Source organism: Streptomyces sp. NPDC048484, assembly GCF_040651415.1.
Lineage (GTDB): Bacteria > Actinomycetota > Actinomycetes > Streptomycetales > Streptomycetaceae > Streptomyces.
The window spans coordinates 1-20,571 of the sequence record NZ_JBEZJY010000036.1; the positions used below are offsets into that span (position 1 = coordinate 1).

The following is a 20,571-nucleotide window of genomic DNA, read 5'->3' on the forward strand; positions in this document are numbered from 1 at the left end:
CACCAATCACCCCCTGTTTGTCCGCCCCCGTTGCGCGCCTCGCCCGGGGGGCCAGGGGGGGTTTGTCGGGGGGCCCGCCCACCCCGGGGCGCCCCACGCTGGTGCGGCTCGAACACGACCGGCTCGTCGAGACACGCCCCCGCTCGGGCACCTTCGTGACCCGGCCGAGCCGTCAGGACGTGCACGAGGTCTGCCAGTTGCGCAAGGGACTCGAATGGCTCGCCACCGGTGTCGCCGCCGGCACCATGCCGCTGGAGCAGATCGCCGACCTCCGCGAGGAGGCCGTCGTGGCCATCGCGGCCGCCGAACGCGGCGACTACGAACCGTTCTTCGCCAGCGACACCCGCATCCACGGCGAGATCATCGCCAGTACCGGCAACAGCAGGCTCATCTCCGCCCGCGATTCGGTCGAACCCTTCGTGTACTGGCTGCGCGTCCTCGGTGCGACCGGCCCGCACCGGCTCGCCGGCTCCACCAAGCGGCACCTGGAGATCCTGGACGCCATGGCCGCACGCGACGTGGCGGCAGCCCAGGAGGCCGCAGCCGTCCATCTCGCCGAGGTCGAGGAGTGGACCCTGGCAGACATGGCCTCCCACAGCATCGTCACCTGACCCCCTGGGGCGACTCTGTCCGGACCGGCACAGGGGCACAGTGGGCGCGGCGGTAGGCCAGTGGGGACAGGCCGAGGTGGGTGTGGAAGTGTTTGCGCAGCGCGACGGGGTCTTTGAAGCCGCAGGTCGTCACGGAACAGAGCCGTGCCCCGGTCGACTGGAAGACCCGCGCGGGCCACGGTACGGCCGGGCTGCAGACGCTGCCGCTCTGACGTCCATAGCTGGCCCGGTCGACTCCGGCGCGGTCCTGGTCGAGATCGAGGTCGAACGCACCTTCGCCCTGGATGCGCGCCCTGCACCCCGGTCTCGCCACCATCGGTGACTGGTTGACCACCACCGGATGGGACGGCACCCCCGGGGGGGGATGACAACAGGGCGGCACCGCATCGCACCGGGCGGGAGCCGGTGAACAAAGCCGGTTTCCCCAGCTGATCACCGGGCACCCGCCTGGTGATCGGCCGTACAGCGGCAAGCCAGGTCCGGCGCACCGCGCCGGCGAAGGACGGAGGTCCACCGTGTTCCAGGCAATCGCAGATGTTCTCCGGTCCATCGGCGGCGCCCTCGCCACCGTCGTCACCCTGCCGTTCCGGGCCGTGGCACGACTGTTCGGCGGCGCCTCAAGCTCCGCTCACGGACACCACTGACAAGCCAGTCTGTGCATCGACGTGCAGACACCGCCAAGCCCGGTCGGCCCTCCGTCCAGCCGGGCCTGTCCGTCTGGACGGCGTCTGCCGGGCTCGTTCGGTGCCGGGCGGAGCGGGGTGGCTCCCGGGCAGTACACGGCGGCGTGACAGTATCCCCTTATGTCTACCAACGTTTTCTTCGACATCAACATTGACGGGGCCTCCGCGGGCCGGATCGTCTTCAAGCTGTACGACGACGTCGTCCCCAAGACGGCGCAGAACTTCCGTGAGCTGACCACCGGCCAGCACGGCTTCGGCTACGAGGGCTCGGGCTTCCACCGTGTCATCCCGGACTTCATGCTCCAGGGCGGCGACTTCACCCGTGGCGACGGCACCGGCGGCAAGAGCATCTACGGCGGGAAGTTCGACGACGAGAACTTCAAGCTCAAGCACGACAAGCCGTTCCTGCTCTCCATGGCGAACTCCGGCCGCAACACCAACGGCTCGCAGTTCTTCATCACCACGGTGCTCACGCCGTGGCTGGACGGCAAGCACGTGGTCTTCGGCGAGGTCGTCGAGGGCCAGGACCTGGTGAGGAAGATCGAGTCCCTGGGCTCGCAGTCGGGTGCCACCAGCGCGAAGATCGAGATCGCTTCCTCGGGCGTCGTGGAGAAGTAACGCCTCCACCCCGGGCGGCGGAGCCGGCTCACCACAGGCAGTTCCGGCCGCGCATCCGCCCGCTCGGACCGGGGCCTCCACGGCCCGACGCACCCGCCCCCGGGGCAGCACCCCGGGGGCTACGCGGGCGCAGGGCACGCCGGGCGACGCAGCGATGGAGCGATGGAGCACGATCGACACCGCGGGCCCGGTCGGCGGCGATCCGTCCGGCCTGGCCGCGTGGCAGACGGTGCATCGTGACCGCCGGGACAGCGGCGAGCGGGCAGCAGCGTGACCCGCACCTTCTCCGCCGCGGCCCGGTGGGCAGCCGCCACGTGCTGCCGCGGAACGGCCTCAGCCGGACGCGGTCACCTCGTACTCGCCCGAGGGTACGACCAGCCGGCGCCACCCTGCCTCCGGCTGCTCCGGGTGGCCACCTTCGAAGCGGGCGTCGGCGCGCACCGGCGCGGCGAGGCGGGGCGCGTTCACGGCCCGCACGCGCTTCCGAGCACGTCGGTACCGTCGCCCTCGCTCTGCGGAAGCCTGATGGTGAAGGTGGCGCCGCGTCCGGGCGCGCCGGCAGCCGACAGCACGCCGCCGTGCGCTTCGGTGAGTTTCCGGGCGATGGACAGACCCAGGCCACTGCCGCCGGTCTTGCGGCTGCGGGACTTCTCCGCGCGCCAGAACCGCTCGAAGACGAAAGGCAGGTCCTCCTCCGCGATACCGGTGCCCGTGTCGGTCACCTCGACAACGACCGTGGCATCGTCCCTGCGCGCGTGGAGGGTGACCCGGCCGCCGGGCGGCGTGTGGCGGACGGCGTTAGAGACGAGGTTGCCGACGATCTGCCGCAGCCGCAGCGGATCGGCCCACAGCTCCAGCCGGCCCGCGCCGTGGACCAGCAGCGTGACCCCCGCCTTCTCCGCCGCGGCCCGGTGGGCGGCCGCCACGTGCCGTAGAACGGACTCGGCCAGGATCTGTTCCGCGTACAGCGGGAGGGCCCCCGCGTCGGCGGCGGCGAGGTCCTGCAGGTCGTCGATGACGTGCTGAAGCAGCAGGACCTCTTCCAGGAGGGACTCCGTCAGGTGCTGGTCCGCCGCGATGACGCCGTCCTGGGTCGCTTCGAGGGCGCTGCGGATGGTGCTCAGCGGAGTACGCAGCTCGTGGGCGATGTCGCTGACCATGACCTTGCGTTGCCGTTCGGTGCGCGCCCGGTGCTCGGAGAGTTCGTTGAACGCAGCCGTGAGCCGGCCGATCTCGTCGTTACGGGCGACCGGCACCGGGGGCAGGTGCTCGTCGCGGTCCTGGGCCGCCCTGGTCAGGGCTCGCAGCGGGCGGACCAGATGGACCCCGGTGACGACGGTGACCAGCCCGGCGAGCAGCAGGACCACCGCGGTGACGACGAGTGTCCGCGGCGCGTTGGCCGGCGAGAGGTCGAAGGGCGCGGTCGTCGAGCCGGAGGGGTCGCTGACGTAGAGCAGCGCCGAAGGGGCGACGTAGGGCGCGAGCTGTTCGCGGCGGCCGGTGTCGACGCAGTTCTGCGCGGCGTGCGGGATGGTGCTCTGCGCCGCGGTGACCGACATGAAGTCGAGGCCCAGGCTCACCTTGGGCAGTTTCTGGCGACGCAGGCACGCGTTGACGACATCGTTGAGAGCGGTGAGTGCGTGGTCCTCGCCGGCGGTCGGGGCGTCCAGTTCGAGCAGTCCGCAGTCGTCGGCGCGCTTGGCGCCGTACTGCTGCTGACTCGCGCCCTGCATCTGTTCCTGGAGCGAGACGCCGTGCAACAGCGTGATGACCGGACGGCCTGACGGGGACACCGACCGCTCGAAGGGCACGCTCACGCCGGTGAGGCACTTCGCGACGGCGTTCGCCGCGCGGTCGAGACGCTGCCGGTCGGAGGTCCGAAGTGTGTAGGGGCCCAGCGCGGCAGGGTCGATGCTGCTGCCGTCTGCCTGCGGTGACAGGAACGGGTCGGTACGCAGCGGGTCGATGGTGGCGAACGCCTTGGCGGGCGTACGGGACGGGCGGGCCGGCCCGCTCACCACCGATCGCCGGGTGTCCTGCGGAGTCACAGTGATGTGCCTGCCGGTTCGGCGGGCGAGGTCGCGCACCACCGGGTCGGCACCTCGCCAGTCGCGATGTGAAGCGGCGTACGACATCAGCGTGCGGTAGATCATCGTGTCGTCGGCCAGCACCTGCCCCTGCTGGTCCCGTACAGCGTCGGTGGTGGTCCGCACCGCCAGCCAGGCGGTGGCCGCGATCGCGCAGACCACGATGAGCAGTGAGGAAGCGAGCATCCTGAACAGCAGACTGCGGTGGACCGGCAGCCTGTTCCCGGCCGCGCCGACGGCGTTCACCAACTGTCCGAGGGCAGGGATGTGCCTGTCGTGGTGCGGTCGTTGAGCTTGTAGCCCACCTTGTAGACCGTCAGCAGGTGGACCGGGGAACCCGGATCGGCCTCGATCTTCTTGCGCAGGTTCAGGACGTGTACGTCGACGGTGCGCTCGGTGATGTAGGCGTTGGTGCCGCGGCTGATGGCGAGCAGTTGACGCCGGGTGAAGACCCGTCCCGGCTCGGCGGCCATGGCGGCGAGGAGGTCGAACTCGCCGGCCGTGCACAACACCGGCCGGCCGTCGACGGTGATCGTGTGGCGCCTGCGGTCGACCGTGATCGCTCCTGCCGTGAGCACACCGGAGGCCTCCCCCGCCGCGCCCGTCCGCGCTCGCGACGACTGTTCCGCCTCCGCCAGTCGCTCCACTCGTCTGAGCAGGTTGCGGATGCGGGCCATCAGCTCGCGGGGGCTGTAGGGCTTGGTGACGTATTCGTCCGCGCCCAGGTCGAAGGCGAGCAGCAGGTCCTCCTCTGTCGTGCGCGCGGTGAGCATGAGCACCGGGAGGCCCGCGTGGGCGGGTTCGGCGCGCAGCACACGGCATATGTCCAGGCCGTCGACGCCGGGCATCATGACGTCCAGCACCAGCAGATCGGGGGGCCGGCGGCGGATCTCCTCCAGGGCCGTGCGGCCGTCGTGAACGAGCCGGGCCACATGCCCCTCCCGCACGAGGTAGTGGCCGATGATCTCGGCTTGTTTGATGTCGTCTTCCGCAACCAGGACGTTCGCACCCATAGCCGGGACTGTAAGTGCTGCGGACAGGACACTCATACGGTCCTGACCAGACCTTCATATCCGGTCGACAGGCTGTCAGCCATGTCGCGCCACACGTCAAAAGTCAGGTCGCCCCTGTACGGCTCGCGCCGGCCGAGCGACCCCGGTCAGGAGTTCGGCGCCGTCAACCCGGACGCCGCCCGGCAGCGCTCGGCCCGTCGGACGGCGCTCATCGCGGGGGGAGTTGTCATCGCGGTGGCCGCGGGCGGTGTCGTCCTCGTCCCGCACTGGACCCAGACCGCGAGGTCGCCCTCGAAGGCCGCGACCGCGTCGGTGAGCTCGGCGATGGTGCGGCGCACCGATCTGTCGGACTCGGTGTCCATGGACGGGACGCTCGACCACGGCAGTCCTCGTGCCATCAACAGCTCCTCGACCGGGACGGTGACCTGGCTGCCGGCGGTCGGGGCGACCATCCGCCGCGGCCACCCGCTCTACCGGGTCGACAACCGGCCGGCCGTGGTCTTCCACGGCTCCACCCCGCTGTACCGGCGGCTGGACACGGTGGGCATGGTCGGCCCGGACGTACGGGTGGTGGCTGACAATCTCCGGGCACTGGGGTACGACATCGGCGTCCAGCCCCCGGCGGGCGCCCTTGTTGCCCCGTCGCGGCCCGACGCCGCTCAGGAGTCGGCGGGTTCTGAGGAGTCGGAGGGGGCCAGGAAGTCGGGCGGCGCCGAGGAGTCGGAAGAGCTTGGAGAGGCGAAGGGCGCCGAGGCCACTTCCGGCAGTTCTTCCCCTGCCGCCTCCGGCAGCCCTTCTCCGGCTGCGTCGTCCGTCCCCCAGCGGGTCCAGCCGGGCGACTCTGTGCTGACCCAGGGGCTGATGGCGGCGATCAAACGTTGGCAGCGGGACACCCGAGTGCCGGAAACCTCGGTGCTGGAGCCCGGCGATGTGGTCGTGACCACGGGCACGGTCCGCGTCGCCCAGCTCAAGGTGAAGAACGGCGACGCCGCTTCGGGCGAACTGCTGTCCGTCACCGGCACCGGCAAGCGCGTCACCGTACAGGCCTCCGAAGGCGACTCGTCGGCCTTCAGGAAGGGCAACACCGTCGAAGTCACCCTGCCCGACGGTTCGGCGCTGCCCGGCAGGATCAGCGTGGTCGGCACCATGATCAGATCCGGCTCCGAGGAGGGCGGGGACGCCGGCTCGAACCCCACCCGCACCATCACCGTCGTCCTGGACGAAGGCAGGAAAGGCACAGCAGCTGTCCGCAGCGTCGACTCAGCACCCGTACAGGTGCGATTCACCGGCCGGACCAGAAAGGACGTTCTGGTCGTGCCGGTCGGTGCGTTGCTGGCACTGAGTGAGGGCGGCTACGCGGTGCAGCTCCGGGACGGGAAGCTGATCAAGGTCACCACCGGGCTGTTCGCCAAGGGCCTGGTCGAGATCAGCGGATCGGTCACGGCCGGAACAAAGGTGGTGACCACTTCATGACGCCTCCGGCCTCACCCTCATCCCCGCCCCCGCCACCGCCCCGGGTTCTGGCGGTACACCGGGTCAGCCGTGTCTATGGTGGCGTGCCGGCGCTCGACGACGTGTCACTGACGATCCGTGAAGGCGAGTTCGTGGCCGTACTCGGCCCGTCGGGTTCGGGAAAATCCACGTTGCTGAACATCATGGGCACCCTCGACCGTGCCACCAGCGGCACCGTCGAACTGGCCGGTCAGGACCTGGCGACCCTCACCGACCGTCAGATCTCCACTCTTCGCAGCCGCCACCTCGGCTTCGTCTTCCAGCATTTCCACCTCACCGACGGACTGAGCGCGACCGAGAACGTCACTACGGGCCTGCTCTACAGCGGGGTGCCGCGCCGCCTTCGTCGGCCGATGGCACGGGAGGCGCTCGCCCAGGTCGGGTTGACCCACCGGGAACACCACCTGTCGCAGCAGTTGTCCGGCGGCGAGCGCCAACGGGTCGCCGTCGCCCGTGCGCTGGTCAACCGGCCCGCGCTCGTCCTGGCCGACGAGCCCACCGGTGCCCTCGACACCGTCAACGGACAAGCGGTGCTGAAGCTGCTGTCGGATCTCAACAGCCAAGGCACGACCATCGCGGTGATCACCCACGACCGGACCATCGCCGGCCTGCTGCCCCGACGGCTGGAACTCCTCGACGGACGCTTAGTGGCCGACTCCGGCCCCGACACCGGCCCCGACACCGGACCCGGACCCGGACCCGGACCTGGCGACACCGACGTCAGACCTGCCGGCATGAACCGCGAATCTGTCGGCGAAGACCTCGGACCTGCCGGCTTGGACCTCGAACCCCTGGACGCCCAGTCGTGAGCCGACGTACCCCAACCGCCGCTGCCCCGCCCACCGCCGGGCTCGCTCCCGCGTCCGCGCCGCCGGGTGGTGGTGCGGACCTGCGGATCCGACCGGTGCGTCTTCCCCCTCGGGATGTCCTCGCTCTGGGGATGCTGGGCATCCGTACCCGCAAGGTACGGGCCGCCCTGTCCGCCCTCGGCATCTCGCTGGGCATCGCGACGATGATCGTCGTGACCGCCATCCCCGCGTCCAGCCAGAAGGCACTGCTGGAACGGCTGTCCGCGCTCGGTACCAACATGCTCACGGCACAGGCCCAACCCGACCTGAAGCCGCCGGTGCTGCTGTCCGAGGAGTCGGTGGCGATGGTCGCCCGCATCGGTCCCGTCACCGCGGTCAGCGCAGTTGCCAACACACATGCCGTGGTCAACCGCTCGGACAAGGTGGACCCGGACACCTACGCGGGACTGACCGTCCTGGCGGCGAAGGACAACCTGATGTCCCTGATCAACGCACGTGTGCAGTCGGGGCGTTTCCTCAACCGGACGTCCGACGCGTTCCCCACCGCGGTGCTCGGCTCGGTGGCGGCCGCACGGCTCGGCCTGCCAAGCGTTCCGCCCGGCGGGCCCGCGCCGCAGATCTACATCGACGACCGGTGGTTCACCGTCATCGGCGTCCTGGAGCAGACCCCGCTGTCCCCCGACATCGACCGGTCCGTCCTCGTCCCGTGGCAGCCCGCCCGCACCGAACTGGGCTTCGACGGCCGTCCCACAGTGATCTACGTGAAGGCCGAGGAGCCCCGGATCGAAGCGGTGCGGGACGTCCTTCCCGACACGGTCAATCCCGCCCTGCCAGGCGTGATCATGATCAGCCGCCCCTCGGACGCCCTCGCCGCGAAACGCGACGCCCAGACCACCTTCTCGGCACTCTTCCTGGGACTGGCTGGGGTGGCGCTGGTGGTCGGCGGAGTCGGCGTGGCCAACACCATGGTCGTCTCGGTGCTCGAACGACGACGCGAGATCGGCCTGCGCCGGGCCCTCGGCGCCACTCGCGGCCACATCCGGCTGCAGTTCCTCACCGAATCCGTCGCCCTGTCCACCCTCGGCGGCCTGGCCGGCACCCTGCTCGGCGTCCTGGCCACCCTCGCCTACACCGCGTACCAGGGCTGGCCCCCGGTCATCCCCCCGATCGCGGTGGCAGGCGGCGTCGCCGGGACCGTCCTGGTGGGAGCGATCGCCGGCCTGTACCCCTCCCTGCGCGCCGCACGCCTGTCCCCGACCGAGGCCCTCGCCTCGGCATGAGGCCCGTGGTCCGGGTCCCCCACAGAGAAAACCCCCGCAGAGAAAAGCAGGAGACATGAACCTTCACCAGTTCCAGCCCGAAGCCCAGCGCCGGTCCCGGACGTGGCGGGGGGTGCCGGCCCTGCTCGTACGGGCCATGGCGGTCCTCGCGCTCGCCGGCCTCACCGCGTGCGGCGGGGACACCACCTCCGACACGGACGTGGCCTCCGTCACCGACACGAGCACCGCTCCTTCCCAAAAAGGGTCCGGGAAGAAGACCCCGGACCCCGACGCGGGACGCCCGCAGCTGCGCCTGGACACGAGCGACGAGGAGGAGACCCGCTTGTTCAACGTCTGGTCGGCCTGCGTCCATGACCACGGGGTGCCGAATCAAGAGATCGTCAAGGACGGAAAGAACGTCCCCGACAATTCCCACCGCGCCTACTCCGCGGCCGCCAAGGCCTGCATATCCAAGCAGCCCCTGGATCCGCCCGAGCTGGACCGTGCGAAGAACCCGCACTACATGGACGACTTCCGGGCCGAGATCGCCTGCCTGCACAGGGCCGGCGTCAAGGTGGAGCCGATGGCCGACGGCGAGGGGTACTCCTGGCCCTCGGGCGAGGTCAACGTGCCCAACCTGCCAGAACTCCAAAAGCGCTGCCGCATCGAGGCGTTCAGCGACAAAGACGAGTGACGAGCCACTGCCTGCCGGTCTTGCTGGTGCAGAGGGTGCCCCGCCCGGGTCGGCTCACCGGCCACCCAGCCCTCTCGCCGGGCGGGGCACCCTCTGCACCAGCGTGAGAAAAAGAAACCGCTATGCTGGTTTTATGAGCTCAGGGTGCAGCCCGCTACTCAAGGAGCACCAGTGACCCAGCAGGACCGCGCTGTTCGCACGCGCCGCTCACTCATCCGCTCTGCGGCTGAGGAGTTCGAGCGGCACGGGTACGTTCAGGCGAAGCTGGCCGACATCAGCGCCAACGCGGGCGTCAGCCCAGGTGCCCTGCACTTCCACTTCGAGAGCAAGGCCTCGGTGGCCGCCACCGTCGAGGAGTGGGCCGGTGAGAGCCTGCGCAGGGAAGCCTGGTGCGCTCAACGCCTCGGCGGGAACGCGCTGCAGCGACTGACGAACATCTCGCACGCCCTGGCGGCCCGATTGCGCCGGGATGTCGTGACACGCGCCGGCTTCCGGCTGAACTGCGAGTCACCCCGCCCCTCCGGGCGGAACCTCCGTCAGGAGTGGCAGGTGTGCGTGCGGCAACTGTTGGCCGAGGCCGCCACCGAGGGCCTCCTCGTCGAGCACGCCGAGACGGCCGAGGCGGCCGGCGCCGTCGTCGCGGCGACCATCGGCTTCGAACTGCTCGGCCGGGAGGACCCGGCATGGTTCTCCACTGCGGCACTCACCTCCTTCTGGCGGCTCCTGTTGGCGTGCCTGGCCCGCCCGGAGTCGCTCCGGACTCTCGAACCGGGCGGTTCGGCCGCCCTCCCGAAAGGCCCCGAAGCCCGCATCGGATAGCGCCTCGACCGGCGGCTTCGGCGCTCCCGGCCGGTGTTCCCGGCCGACGGTGCCGCCCGCCGTGTCACCGATCCTGACCGGAATGCCGCCCCGGACACGTCACTCACTCCCACCGCGCCCCGGAGCGGAGGGCCCGTGCACTTCAGCGCGGGTGCCCGAGGCCACCAGATCGTCGAGGACCGTGTCCACCGCGAGCCTCGGGAGCAGCAGTACCCAGAACTGGGTGACGGTGGCGAGCGGGTCCGCGTGCGGGGTCTTCCGCCCGTGCAGCAGCCCGAACCCGAGCGTGGCGGCAACCACCGTGGCCGCCACAGTGTCCGCGGGTACTCCCCGGGCCATGGCGCCTTCCCGGCCGGCCCGGACGAGCGAGCCCCGCACCCAGGCCTTCCACATGCGGCGCGGATCCGCCGAGGCGCCGGACAGCCTGAGGCTCCGGCGCGGGTCGAAACCGGCCCGCAGGACCGCGTCGTGGCCGAGCTCCCGGACGAGCGTGTGCGTCGCGTCGATGAGGAGTTGCAGGGCGCCGCCCCGGGTGTGGCCCGCGCTCTTGCCCGTGATCCGGTCCAGCCGTTGCGCCGCCGCCGCCCCGACCGCCTCCGCCAGGGCTGCCTTGCTGGCGAAGTGGAAGTGAAGGGTTCCGTTGCTCACTTCGGCACGGGAACTGATCGCGGAGAGGGACGACAGAGTGAAGCCGTGCTGGTCGAACATCTCGGCGGCGGACTCGATCAGCGCGCCTCGCGTGCGCAGCGCGCGCTCCTGCTGGGCCATTTGGGCACTTCCGTCGCTGCTGGGATGCGGAGGTGCGGGAGGTCGGAGCCGGAGCTCCGCATCGCTCGCCTCACACCCCACACCTCACACATTAACAAACCGCTCTCCTGGTTTTCAACGATCCAACGCCCCCGATCCTCCCTATGGCGGTCAGACAAGCGGTCGGGCGGTGGGGATGCGCCCGGGTACTGAGCTGACTCCCACCACGAAGAAACCGGTTATCCGGTATATTTTGAGCCGCTCAGCGAGATGAGGAGTCCCGGATGGTGCGCCCGATACGTACGGATGTGGTCGTGGTCGGAGGAGGTCCGGTCGGTATGCTGCTCGCCGCCGAACTGGGCGGTTACGGCGTGGACACATGGGTCCTCGAGCAGGAGGCCGCCACCTCCGAGAGGCCCAAGGCCACCACGCTCCACGCCCGCACGACGCAGTCGCTGGCCCGGCGAGGGTACGTTCCCGCGCCGGATGCCTCATCCGCGGCAGGCACCGTCAGCAGCCCGTTCCACTTCGCCGGCCTTCCGGGGCTGCACATCAGCGCGCCGGCGGCCGAACCCGAGCCCGTATTGAAACGAGTGCAGGCCGATCTCGAACGGCTCTTCGAGGGCCGGGCCCGCTCGCGAGGGGTGCGGGTACTCCGGGAACACCGCATGACCGAGCTGCGCCAGGAACCGGACGGAGTACGGGTGGTGGCCGAGGGCCCGCACGGAACGTCCGTGTACGAGGCCGCCTACGTGGTGGGCGCCGACGGTGCGCGCAGCTCCGTGCGCGAGCAGGCGGGCATGCTCTGCGACACCTTTCCGGCCACCGTTTCCGCGATGATGGGCCTGGTCCGCCTGGACGACAGCGGGGCGCTGCAGGCGGGGTGGCACCGTACGCCGCGCGGCTGGGTCGTCGCCAAGGACGCTTCCGGGGAAGGCATGCACATCCGCACGCTCAACTTCGCGCAGACCCATACGGACCGCGGCCTGCCGCTGGCGCTGGACGAACTGCGGCGGGAGACGTCGCAGATCATGGGGCGGGAGATCGGCATGAGCGCGCCGCGCTGGTTGAGCCGGTTCAGCGACTACGCACGGCTGGCACGGAGGTACCGGGACGGGCGCCTCCTGCTGGTCGGAGACGCCGCCCATGTGCATTTCCCGATCGGCGGTCAAGGCCTGAGCACCGGGCTGCTGGACGCCCTCAACCTGGCCTGGAAACTGGCGTCGACCGTGCGGGGCACCGCGAGCGGGAGTCTTCTGGACTCGTACGACGCCGAACGCCGGCCCGCCGCCGAACGCGTCATCGACAACGTCCGCGCCCAGGTGTCGCTGATGCATCCGGAAGCCCGACTCGACTCACTGCGCTCCCTGTTCCAGGGGCTGCTGGCCGAGGACCGGGGCGGCGCCCACCTCGGTGCCATGATCAGTGCGCAGGACACGGTGCTCCCGGCCCGCTCCGCGAGCTCTTCGTCATGGGAGGGAAGGTTCCTGCACAACATCGCGCTCACCACGCGGTCGGGGCCGACGGACGTGATCACGCTGCTGCGGGAGGGCCGGATGCTCCTCCTGCTGTTCGGCGCCGACTGCTGCGAACAGCACGAGAAGGCAGCGCAGGAGTGGGCACACCTGCTGCGGGTGGTGCGGGCCGAACCGGTGGCCTCGGTGCCCTGCTCCGCTCTGCTCGTACGGCCCGACGGCTATATCGCGTGGGCCTCGGACGGCGGAAGCCTGGACGAGACGCTGTCCGCGTACCTGGCCGGGCCGGCGCAGGGCGACGTGCGCCCCGTGAGATGACCGGTCCGGTGGAGCCGACCGGCGGGACGGGCCTGCCGCCGGTTCCGGGCGGCCACCAGGCTGCGCTTCACCGCTCCCCGTCCCGCTCGGCGAACACCAGGGCGCCGCGGGTACTGGAGAGGTCCACGGTGGCGAGTACCGAGGAGAGCGCCACGTTGGGCAGGATGTGGCGCATCAGCTGGGAGGCCCGATGCCCCAGATCCTGGTAGCCGCTGACGATCTGCGACATGGCCTGGACGCCGGCGAAGGAACCCACCAGGACGTCAGCCGTATCGGACGTGTTCACCTGGGGCAACAGCTCGCCCTGCGCCTGCGCCTGATCCAGGAAGTGGAGCATGATCTCGCTCCAGCGCAGGAAGGGCCCGCTGCGGTCGAGGCCGGTGGCCTGCTGGTCGAGCGACAGACGCACTCCCGCCCGGACCATCGGATCGGTCTGCAGGCGGTAGGCGTGCAGGGCGACGGTGTCGACGATTTCCTGGACCTTGCAGATCCGGGACGGAACGGTCAGACGCTGGTCCTGTTCCGCCAGGACACCTTGCGCCAAGTGCTCCTTGGACTCGAAGTGAAAGTACAGGGCCCCCTTCGTCACACCGGCGGAGGCGAGGATCTCGGTGATGGTGGCCGCTTGGTATCCGCGCTCCTCGAACACCTTCGCGGCAGCCGCCAGGATGGTCCGGCGCGTACGAATGGCCCGATCTTGCTTTACCACTGTTCCCCTCGTCCACAGAGTCACTGAGTCCGAATCACTGAGTCTTGAGGTCTCGGAGTCTCGGAGGCCCCTTCAGCAAACCGTCAAGTACGTATCTTAAAACGGGTGCGGCCACGCCAGGCCGCCAGGAGACCTCATTCCCGGGGAGAAAACATGACCGAGTCGTCGGATTCACCGTCGGCCCGCAGGCAGGAGCAGGAGGGCCGATGATCCTCATCACAGGAGCGTCAGGCACGGTGGGGGGCCTGGTGCTCGACCGGTTGCCCACCGGTGGCGCCGTGCGGGTCCTGGCCAGGAACCCGGCCCGCGTCACCGTCTCGCGCCCTGGCGTGGAGGTGGTCCAGGGCGACTACGGCGACCAGGACAGCCTGCGGCGGGCGCTGCGGGGCGTGCGCAGAGCCCTGCTGGTGACGAACCGGGTGGCGGGCGACGACGATGCCCTGTTCATCCGGTCCGCCTGCCGGGCGGGAGTGGAGCAGGTGGTGAAGATTTCTGCGGCCGCTGTCGTCGACGAGCGGGCGGACGACCTCATCACCCGTTGGCAGCGCGCCGGCGAGGACCTGCTGCTCTCCTCCGGGCTCGCGTGGACACTGCTGCGGCCGCGGTCCTTCATGTCCAACGCCCTGTCGTGGGCGTCCCTCGTGCGGTCCGAGAGTTTGGTGCGGGCGCTGTACGGGCGCTCCCCCAACGCCTGCGTGGATCCGCGTGACATCGCCGACGTCGCGGTGCGCGCGCTCACCGAAAGCGGCCATGCCGGGCGCGCCTACACGCTGACAGGACCGCAGCCCCTCACGGCTCACGAGCAGGCGGAACAGCTCGGGCAAGTCCTGGGGCGGCCGTTGCGGTTCGAGGAACTGGACCCGGCCCAGGCCCGTATCTCACTGCTCCGGAGTCATTCCGAGCCGGTGGCCGAGGCATTGCTGCGCAGCGCACTGCGCCAGCAGGCGGGGGCCAAGGCGCAGGTACTGGACACGGTCCGCGAGGTGACGGGCCGCGCGCCCCGATCGTTTCGCACCTGGGCCCAGGACCACGCGAGCGCCTTCGCGCCGGACACCCGGTGAAAAGCCGGATGTCCGGTGAATGCCGGACCCCGGTGAAGGCACTGGCCGGCATTGCCTCACAGGTCCACGCTGGAGCATGCGACGGTGGTGCGGAAGAGAGGTTCGCCGTTCTGGGAGCCGGTCACCAGCACCAGGCCCTCGTCCGGGCCGGCCGGGACGGGCTGCGCCTCGACGACGCACGGGCTGTCGAGTTCGGCGTACCGCTGGAACTCACTGACGATACGGGTCGGCAGGAACGGGTTCTTACTCATGGACGACTGGTTGAGGACAGCCGTGGCGGCCTGCCGGGCGGCCTCGATCAGCACCATGCCCGGCACGTGGTCCACGGGGTGGTCGAACAGCACCGGGTGCCGCGCGTCCACTCTCAACTGCCAGCGGTCGGCTGCTTCCTCAAGGGGGGACAGGACGACGTCCATGGGCGACATACGTCCCACGCTCTGCGGTGAGACCGGCGCGGTGAGCTGGAGCTGGCCGCATTCGCCGGACCTGCCGCGGACCCTCTGGTAGATCTCGGGGGTGACACACGTGTAGGTGGCGCTGCCTACGGCGACGACGTGTCCGGCACGGCGGATGACCGTCTCGTAGTGGGCCCCGGCGTGGCCGTGGCGGCGCTGTTTCACGTCGGTGTAAGTGATCTCGATGTCCAGGGACGCCGGTATGCCCTCGACCCGCAGGTGCTGAGGGTGTACGGCCACCTCGAGATCCCGCATCAGGAACTGATGGCCGAGGGGGACATCGAATTCGGCATGGGCAATCAGAGAACCGACTTGACGGATTGTTTCAGCCACCATTAACGGATCGTAGTGAGTCCCGTTGACCGGAGTGAAGAAGCTGTGACTCCGCGGCCACTGGGCCGCAACCGCGAAGAGAGTGTCGTCCAGTCGTTCCCAGCCGGTGAGGAGGACCTCCGCGACGGCGGCGCGGTGGACCAACTCCTTGGGCACGGTGGTGGTGAGTGAGGCATAACGGGACAGGTTGGGTGCAACGTTCGTGATTCCGTGGGGCAGGCGGCCGGTCGGTGCTGCGTACCGGAACGCGTCCGTTGACATGAGTCCCCCAGAGTCGCGGCGTGGATGGTGAGAGATCGTCGCGCCTCTCACCGAACCGAAGATACATACCAGCCGGTTTAATTTCTAGCCATTCCCGTCCAGAGAGAAGAAGAGGAATCGCCCGACTCTGTCACCCCTCGTTGAGTGACCGTCAGCAGCACCGGGCCCGGCGGCCACCGCGATCCGGGCGCCGCTCCCGTACAGAACGCGAACCGTTACCGCCAGGTGTTCTTTCCACCACCCCGGATCCGGGGTCCAGCACTCCTGTCTCCAAGCCGCCCGGCGGCGAGGGTGGTCGCTGACGGGTTGTTCTGACCAGGGAGTGCGAACATGACCGGAACAGTTTCTCGACGGTCCGTGCTGGCCGCGGCGGCAGCCGGCACGGCGGCGGGCATCACCCGGTGGGAACCGGCGAGCGCGACGCCGGGGTCCGGGGGCGCGGGGCTCATCGCTGTCACCGGGGTGAGCGTGATCGACGCGGTCGGCGGCGCGCGCCGCGACCAGAACGTGCTCGTGCGCGGCGGCCGCGTCCTGGCCGCCGGCCATCTCCGCCGCACGCCCGTCCCGGACGGGGCGCGGGTGGTCGACGGACGCGGTGGGTTCCTCATCCCGGGGCTGGCCGACATGCACACCCACGCCACCGAGATCGACCCCACCGACCCCGAGATGTACGTGGTGAACGGCGTCACCACCACCCGCCAGATGTCCTCCAGCGAGACCGTCCGCGGCTGGCGCAAGGAGATCGAGGCGGGCACCCGGCTGGGCCCGCGATGGACCGTCGGCAGCGCCATCGTGGACGGCTCGCCGTCGCTGTGGGAGGGACTCGGCGCCCCGTACGTCGCGGTGGCCGACGCCCCGCAGGCCCGCGCCGCCGTGCGCCGGCAGCGGCAGGCCGGCGCCGAGTTCATCAAGACGTACACCCGGTTGAGCCGCGCGGCATTCCACGCGATCGCGACCGAGTCGCGCCGGCTGGGGATACCGTTCCTCGGGCATGTGCCCGACCTGGTCCCGGTCACCGAGGCCAGCGACGCCGGGCTGGGCAGCATCGAGCACCTCTTCGAGTTCTGGTACGACACCTCCCACGACGAGCGGCGACTGCGCCGGGAGATCGCCCGCACACACATCGACGGCGGCGACTACGCCGGCTGGTTCACCACGCTGCACCCGCTGGAGTACGCCGCCGCGCGCAGCTACGACCAGCACAAAGCGGGCCGGGTTTTCGAACGGCTGGCCCGCAACGGCACCCCGGTGACGCCGACCCTGGTCATGCACCGCACCGCCGACGTGCCGCAGGACATCGCGCACGACGATCCGCGGTTCAAGTACGTCAGCGCGGACACCCTGGCCTACTGGCAGTGGGCGACGCAGAACATCTACCTCAAGGGGCGTACCCCCCGGGAGAGCAAGGAGCGGCGCGAGCTCATCGGACTGCGGACGCGGCTGGCCGGCGCGCTGGCCGAGGCCGGCGTCCCGCTGATGACCGGCACCGACCTGGGCACCGCGTACCTGATGCCCGGGTTCAGCCTGCACGACGAGCTGGAGCAGCTGGTGCTTGCCGGGCTGAGCCCGGCGCAGGCACTGGGCGCCGCCACCCTGGAGCCGGCCCGCCATCTCGGCCACCGCGACGCGGGTGCGGTCGCCCGCGGCAACGTCGCCGACCTGGTGTTGCTGGACGCCGACCCGCTGCTGGACATCCGCAACACGACCCGCATCAACAGCGTGTTCGTACGCGGGCAGTTGATCGATCCGCCCGCACGAGCGCGGATGCTCGCCGAGATCGAGGCAGCGGCCGGCAACCGGCCGGCGACCGGTGTGCTCCCCATGGGCGCGGGCTGCGCGTGTCACGGCGGCACGCGCCGCGCCTGAGGTCGGACAGCCCGAGGGGTCCGCGGTCAGTCGCTTCCTCGCCGGTCCCGGACCCGGCCAGGACCTCTGCGGACGAGTGGGACTTGCAGGACCGTGCGGGTGGCGCTGCCGCCATGAGGCGTGGCGGGATCCTGTTGCCGGTAGGAAAAGTGCACGGCACATCCCGTGTCCCGGTCCCTGAACGGACCGCCCCCTCCTGCACGAAGGGTTCCCCATGCACGTGTCGTCGATCACGAAGGCTGCGTCCCTGCTCGGTGCTGTTGCCCTCACCGGCGGAGGCCTGCTGTTCTCCGGTACCGCATGGGCCTCCGACACCACACGGGCCGACGACGGGCGGACGTTCGACTGCCAGATGATCCGCCTTTTTGCCGACGATTCCCTGGAGGGCTATGTCTGCGGGGCGCCCACCACGTACGACGGGCCCGGAAGGGTCCGGTATCTCCACGGCACCGGCGGCTGGACCTGCAAGAACATCAGCGCGAGGCCGAGTCCCGCGGGGGGCGCCAACGGGACGACGGTCCTCGGCGCAACGGGCTGCACGCCGGTTTGAACGCCGGCGGAGCGCGGCGATCGTTATGATGGCCTGAATCGCTCAAACGAACATTACGGGGTGGGGGAACAAGGTGCGGGAGCCGGTCGATCGCAGGCGCCAGCGGATTCTGGCGGCGGTCCAAGCCCGTGGGACCGCGAGGGTTCGGGATCTCGCCGACGAGTTGCAGGTCTCGGTGGTGACGGTGCGCCGGGACGTGGAGGAGCTGACGCGCGAAGGCAGGCTGCGTCGCGGGCACGGCGTGGTCCGTTCGACGCTGCCGGCCCAGGAGATCCCGCCGGGCGACCTCTCCGGCGGGGAGCGGGTGGCCGTCGTGGTGCCGGAACGGCACTCGTACCTGACCGAAACGCTGCACGGCGCCCGCACGGCACTGGAGGAGGCCGGGATGCGCATGGCGCTGCACATCGCCCCCCAGGTGGCCGGCGCCGAACGCCCGCTGGTGGAGCGGGCCCTGGCCGACGGCGCCCGTGGTCTGCTGCTCGCGCCCCGATGGCACACCCTGGCGGCGGAGGAGGCCGACTACGGCTGGCTCGCCGCGCTGGAGCTGCCCACCGTGCTCATGGAGCGCCGGCCGCGGCAGGGCAGCGCGGCACACGCCCTGGACTCGGTGCGCTCCGACCACTGGTACGGCGCGCACCTGGCCGTGGAGCATCTGACGGGACTCGGTCATCGGCGGATCCTGTTCGCGACCCGGGAGGACAGTCCGACCGCACGCACGCTGCGGGCCGCCTTCACGGGCATCGCCGGGGCGCATCCGCTGCTGGAGGCGTGGGCATGGGCGCTGACCTCACCGCAGGCGGGGCGTGAAGGGCCGTACACCGCGGACGAGACGGCGGACCTGCCGCGGCTGATGCGCAGGGTGCGGGCGACCGCGATGGTGCTGCACAGCGACGTGGACGCGCTGATGGTCGTTCAGCGGCTGGCGGACGACGGGGTGCGGGTGCCCGAGGACTGCTCGGTCGTGGCGTACGACGACGTGGTGGCCGCGCTCGCCACGTCTCCCCTGACAGCCGTGTCCCCGCCCAAGGCGGAGGTCGGCCGAACAGCCGCCCAGCTGCTTGTGCAACGTCTCCGGGAGGGCCGCGAGCGACCCGCACGCCGCGTCGAGTTGCTCCCGCGACTCATGGTGCGTGGCTCCACGCGGCGTGCGGCCGGCACCGTCGCACGGGACGACGACGGCATGGCCGATGCCGCCGCCCGGAAACTCGCTCCCCACGAATGACCGTTTGAGCGTTTGTTTTTCCTCTGATCGATCTATTGACCGTTTCAGGCAAAGCGTTGAGGATTCCCCGTGTCCCGAACAGTCGTGTCCGCAAACTCGCGGACATGCAGGAGCCGCGGGAGGCGCCATGCCCGGACGACCCCAGCGTCGGTCCGTACTGGCCGCGATGGCCGCCGTGCCGCTGACAGGAGCCGCGAGCGCCTGCAGCGGGGAGAACGGTGCCTCGTCGGCCGGCACGGGCCGCACGACACGCATCACCTTCTGGTCCGCCCTGCGCGGCAGCCAGGAGGTGGTCGATGCCTTCAACCGCACGCACAACAACGTGCAGGTCGACTTCCAGCAGATCCCCTCCGGCGCGAAGGGCGGCTACGCCAAGCTCAGCAACGCCGCCCGGGCGGGCAACGCACCCGACGTTGCGACCATCGAGTATCCGCAGGTGCCGGGGTTCGCCATCGACGGAGTCGCCCGTGACATCACCGACCTGGTCAGTGACGCCCTGCGCCGCAAACTGCTGCCTCAGGCACTCAAGCTGACCACGTTCGAAGAGCGGGTGTTCAGCATTCCGCTGGACGTCGAGCCCATGGTGATGCACTACCGCGCCGATCTGTTCGACGAGTACGGACTCCAGGTCGCGGGCACCTGGGACGAGTTCGCCGAGCAGGCCGCCGTCGTCCACCGCAAGTCCTCGGACCGGCGGCTCGTGCTGTTCCCCACCGACGGGATGACGCAGTTCGCCGCCTACGCCTGGCAGGCCGGCGCCCAGTGGTTCGACACCTCCCGGGGTGCCTGGAACGTCTCCCTCGCCGACGCTCCCTCCCGGCGCGTCGCGGATTACTGGCAGCGGCTCATCGACCGGGACGACGTGTTCGTGAACGCGGTCGAGAGCAGGCAGTCCGACGCGCAGATCGGCAACGGGCTGGTTCTCGCCCGGCTCAGCGGGGCGTGGGACGGTGGCGCCCAGATGAACGCGCGCCCCGAGCAGAAGGGAAAGTGGCGGATCGCCCCACTCCCTCAGTGGGACACCGGCAGCCCTTCCGTGGGCACACACGGCGGCTCCACCTTCGCCGTCACCAAGGACTGCCCCCGTCCCGAGGCCGCGATGGAATTCATCGAGTGGCAGGTCTCCCACCCCGACGCCCTGCGTGCCCGCCTCTCCAGCGGCACCAGCAGCCAGTATCCGGCCGCCCCCGATCTGGTCGCCGTGGGCCGCAAGGCCTTCGACCGGTCGTACTACGGCGGGCAGGACATCTACGGCCTGTTCGACGAGGAGGCGGAGAAGATCGGTGACGGCTGGCTGTGGGGACCACGGATGAGCGCCACCCAGAGGGTCATGCAGGACTCCTTCGCCCGTGTCGGCGGCGGCCAGGGATCGCTGACCGAGTCCCTGCGTACGGCGCAGGCGGGCACCATGCCCGACCTGAAGGCCCTGGGTCTGTCCACCACCCAGCGCACCACGTGAGCCGACGAGA

General features: G+C 70.3%; 21 protein-coding genes. 14 read left to right on the forward strand and 7 right to left on the reverse strand.

All coding sequences use genetic code 11. The features are described from left to right. Window positions 1–101: 101 nt before the first annotated feature. The gene (locus AB0D14_RS31115) at window positions 102–611 is read left to right on the forward strand and encodes an FCD domain-containing protein (protein WP_362785822.1); all 510 of its coding nucleotides are present in this window, start codon (window positions 102–104) and stop codon (window positions 609–611) included. Here the strand turns inward: AB0D14_RS31115 and AB0D14_RS31120 are convergent. Beyond that, a complete protein-coding gene (locus AB0D14_RS31120; protein ID WP_362785824.1) occupies window positions 604–927 on the reverse strand; it encodes a hypothetical protein in 324 nt (107 codons plus the stop codon). The two genes, AB0D14_RS31115 and AB0D14_RS31120, sit on opposite strands and share 8 nt — an antisense overlap. 199 nt (window positions 928–1,126) lie before the next feature. On the opposite strand from AB0D14_RS31120, the gene AB0D14_RS31125 reads away from it, so the two are divergent. After that, window positions 1,127–1,255, forward strand: a complete 129-nt coding sequence (locus AB0D14_RS31125; protein ID WP_362785826.1) for an LPFR motif small protein — start codon at window positions 1,127–1,129, stop codon at window positions 1,253–1,255. Between the two features lie 159 nt (window positions 1,256–1,414). Then, window positions 1,415–1,912 (forward strand): peptidylprolyl isomerase, encoded by a 498-nt coding sequence (locus AB0D14_RS31130; RefSeq protein WP_362785827.1) that lies wholly within the window; start codon window positions 1,415–1,417, stop codon window positions 1,910–1,912. A 333-nt stretch (window positions 1,913–2,245) separates the two neighbouring features. Here the strand turns inward: AB0D14_RS31130 and AB0D14_RS31135 are convergent, their stop codons facing one another. The 3 genes from AB0D14_RS31135 to AB0D14_RS31145 are packed head-to-tail and all read right to left on the reverse strand — an operon-like array spanning window position 2,246 to window position 5,012. Further along, window positions 2,246–2,380, reverse strand: a complete 135-nt coding sequence (locus tag AB0D14_RS31135) for a hypothetical protein (RefSeq protein WP_362785829.1) — start codon at window positions 2,378–2,380, stop codon at window positions 2,246–2,248. Further along, window positions 2,377–4,245 carry a HAMP domain-containing sensor histidine kinase gene (locus AB0D14_RS31140; protein ID WP_362785981.1) on the reverse strand — a complete coding sequence of 623 codons (1,869 nt, stop codon included), beginning with the start codon at window positions 4,243–4,245 and terminating at the stop codon, window positions 2,377–2,379. Before AB0D14_RS31140 ends, AB0D14_RS31135 begins: the two co-directional genes overlap by 4 nt. After that, window positions 4,242–5,012, reverse strand: coding sequence for a response regulator transcription factor (locus AB0D14_RS31145; RefSeq protein ID WP_362785831.1), 771 nt, complete (start codon window positions 5,010–5,012; stop codon window positions 4,242–4,244). Before AB0D14_RS31145 ends, AB0D14_RS31140 begins: the two co-directional genes overlap by 4 nt. An 81-nt stretch (window positions 5,013–5,093) precedes the next feature. On the opposite strand from AB0D14_RS31145, the gene AB0D14_RS31150 reads away from it, so the two are divergent. The 5 genes from AB0D14_RS31150 (at window position 5,094) to AB0D14_RS31170 (ending at window position 10,105) form a co-directional block, all read left to right on the forward strand. Further along, on the forward strand, window positions 5,094–6,485 hold the full coding sequence (locus AB0D14_RS31150; RefSeq protein ID WP_362785832.1) for a peptidoglycan-binding protein: 1,392 nt from the start codon (window positions 5,094–5,096) through the stop codon (window positions 6,483–6,485). Next, on the forward strand, window positions 6,482–7,333 hold the full coding sequence (locus AB0D14_RS31155; RefSeq protein ID WP_362785834.1) for an ABC transporter ATP-binding protein: 852 nt from the start codon (window positions 6,482–6,484) through the stop codon (window positions 7,331–7,333). The genes AB0D14_RS31150 and AB0D14_RS31155 overlap by 4 nt, the downstream gene beginning before the upstream one ends. A 131-nt stretch (window positions 7,334–7,464) precedes the next feature. Further along, entirely contained in the window at window positions 7,465–8,613 is a 1,149-nt protein-coding gene (locus AB0D14_RS31160; RefSeq protein ID WP_362785983.1) for an ABC transporter permease, read from the forward strand. A 55-nt stretch (window positions 8,614–8,668) separates the two neighbouring features. Then, window positions 8,669–9,286: a hypothetical protein gene (locus tag AB0D14_RS31165; protein WP_362785836.1), complete on the forward strand. Its 618-nt coding sequence runs from the start codon at window positions 8,669–8,671 to the stop codon at window positions 9,284–9,286. A gap of 171 nt (window positions 9,287–9,457) precedes the next feature. Next, window positions 9,458–10,105, forward strand: a complete 648-nt coding sequence (locus AB0D14_RS31170) for a ScbR family autoregulator-binding transcription factor (protein WP_362785837.1) — start codon at window positions 9,458–9,460, stop codon at window positions 10,103–10,105. A gap of 99 nt (window positions 10,106–10,204) precedes the next feature. Here AB0D14_RS31170 and AB0D14_RS31175 read toward each other — a convergent pair whose 3' ends face one another. Further along, the gene (locus tag AB0D14_RS31175) at window positions 10,205–10,873 is read right to left on the reverse strand and encodes a ScbR family autoregulator-binding transcription factor (RefSeq protein WP_362785839.1); all 669 of its coding nucleotides are present in this window, start codon (window positions 10,871–10,873) and stop codon (window positions 10,205–10,207) included. Between the two features lie 263 nt (window positions 10,874–11,136). Here AB0D14_RS31175 and AB0D14_RS31180 point away from each other — a divergent pair, with 263 nt between their 5' ends. Further along, complete coding sequence (locus AB0D14_RS31180) at window positions 11,137–12,645, forward strand: FAD-dependent monooxygenase (RefSeq protein ID WP_362785841.1); 1,509 nt, start codon at window positions 11,137–11,139, stop codon at window positions 12,643–12,645. A 67-nt stretch (window positions 12,646–12,712) separates the two neighbouring features. Here the strand turns inward: AB0D14_RS31180 and AB0D14_RS31185 are convergent, their stop codons facing one another. Continuing rightward, window positions 12,713–13,354: a ScbR family autoregulator-binding transcription factor gene (locus tag AB0D14_RS31185; protein WP_362785843.1), complete on the reverse strand. Its 642-nt coding sequence runs from the start codon at window positions 13,352–13,354 to the stop codon at window positions 12,713–12,715. 206 nt (window positions 13,355–13,560) lie between these two features. On the opposite strand from AB0D14_RS31185, the gene AB0D14_RS31190 reads away from it, so the two are divergent. Beyond that, window positions 13,561–14,415 (forward strand): SDR family oxidoreductase, encoded by an 855-nt coding sequence (locus AB0D14_RS31190; protein ID WP_362785845.1) that lies wholly within the window; start codon window positions 13,561–13,563, stop codon window positions 14,413–14,415. A 56-nt stretch (window positions 14,416–14,471) separates the two neighbouring features. Here the strand turns inward: AB0D14_RS31190 and AB0D14_RS31195 are convergent, their stop codons facing one another. After that, on the reverse strand, window positions 14,472–15,464 hold the full coding sequence (locus AB0D14_RS31195) for a ScbA/BarX family gamma-butyrolactone biosynthesis protein (protein WP_362785847.1): 993 nt from the start codon (window positions 15,462–15,464) through the stop codon (window positions 14,472–14,474). A 330-nt stretch (window positions 15,465–15,794) separates the two neighbouring features. Between AB0D14_RS31195 and AB0D14_RS31200 the strand changes: the two genes are divergently transcribed. The 4 genes from AB0D14_RS31200 to AB0D14_RS31215 all read left to right on the forward strand — a co-directional run bounded on the left by AB0D14_RS31200 (window position 15,795) and on the right by AB0D14_RS31215 (window position 20,561). Further along, on the forward strand, window positions 15,795–17,330 hold the full coding sequence (locus tag AB0D14_RS31200; RefSeq protein WP_362785849.1) for an amidohydrolase family protein: 1,536 nt from the start codon (window positions 15,795–15,797) through the stop codon (window positions 17,328–17,330). 214 nt (window positions 17,331–17,544) lie between these two features. Continuing rightward, a complete protein-coding gene (locus AB0D14_RS31205) occupies window positions 17,545–17,880 on the forward strand; it encodes a hypothetical protein (RefSeq protein WP_362785851.1) in 336 nt (111 codons plus the stop codon). Window positions 17,881–17,953: 73 nt separating this feature from the next. Beyond that, a complete protein-coding gene (locus tag AB0D14_RS31210) occupies window positions 17,954–19,102 on the forward strand; it encodes a substrate-binding domain-containing protein (protein WP_362785853.1) in 1,149 nt (382 codons plus the stop codon). Between the two features lie 127 nt (window positions 19,103–19,229). Further along, a complete protein-coding gene (locus tag AB0D14_RS31215) occupies window positions 19,230–20,561 on the forward strand; it encodes an extracellular solute-binding protein (RefSeq protein WP_362785854.1) in 1,332 nt (443 codons plus the stop codon). The last annotated feature ends 10 nt before the right edge of the window (window positions 20,562–20,571 follow it).

Excerpts from the sequence above, each read along its gene's own strand:
- AB0D14_RS31120 (WP_362785824.1), bottom strand. The coding sequence starts at position 927 with ATGGTGGCGAGACCGGGGTGCAGGGCGCGCATCCAGGGCGAAGGTGCG.
- AB0D14_RS31130 (WP_362785827.1), top strand. The coding sequence starts at position 1,415 with ATGTCTACCAACGTTTTCTTCGACATCAACATTGACGGGGCCTCCGCG.
- AB0D14_RS31145 (WP_362785831.1), bottom strand. The coding sequence starts at position 5,012 with ATGGGTGCGAACGTCCTGGTTGCGGAAGACGACATCAAACAAGCCGAG.
- AB0D14_RS31150 (WP_362785832.1), top strand. The coding sequence starts at position 5,094 with ATGTCGCGCCACACGTCAAAAGTCAGGTCGCCCCTGTACGGCTCGCGC.
- AB0D14_RS31155 (WP_362785834.1), top strand. The coding sequence starts at position 6,482 with ATGACGCCTCCGGCCTCACCCTCATCCCCGCCCCCGCCACCGCCCCGG.
- AB0D14_RS31160 (WP_362785983.1), top strand. The coding sequence starts at position 7,465 with ATGCTGGGCATCCGTACCCGCAAGGTACGGGCCGCCCTGTCCGCCCTC.
- AB0D14_RS31165 (WP_362785836.1), top strand. The coding sequence starts at position 8,669 with ATGAACCTTCACCAGTTCCAGCCCGAAGCCCAGCGCCGGTCCCGGACG.
- AB0D14_RS31175 (WP_362785839.1), bottom strand. The coding sequence starts at position 10,873 with ATGGCCCAGCAGGAGCGCGCGCTGCGCACGCGAGGCGCGCTGATCGAG.
- AB0D14_RS31180 (WP_362785841.1), top strand. The coding sequence starts at position 11,137 with ATGGTGCGCCCGATACGTACGGATGTGGTCGTGGTCGGAGGAGGTCCG.
- AB0D14_RS31190 (WP_362785845.1), top strand. The coding sequence starts at position 13,561 with ATGATCCTCATCACAGGAGCGTCAGGCACGGTGGGGGGCCTGGTGCTC.
- AB0D14_RS31195 (WP_362785847.1), bottom strand. The coding sequence starts at position 15,464 with ATGTCAACGGACGCGTTCCGGTACGCAGCACCGACCGGCCGCCTGCCC.
- AB0D14_RS31200 (WP_362785849.1), top strand. The coding sequence starts at position 15,795 with ATGACCGGAACAGTTTCTCGACGGTCCGTGCTGGCCGCGGCGGCAGCC.
- AB0D14_RS31205 (WP_362785851.1), top strand. The coding sequence starts at position 17,545 with ATGCACGTGTCGTCGATCACGAAGGCTGCGTCCCTGCTCGGTGCTGTT.
- AB0D14_RS31215 (WP_362785854.1), top strand. The coding sequence starts at position 19,230 with ATGCCCGGACGACCCCAGCGTCGGTCCGTACTGGCCGCGATGGCCGCC.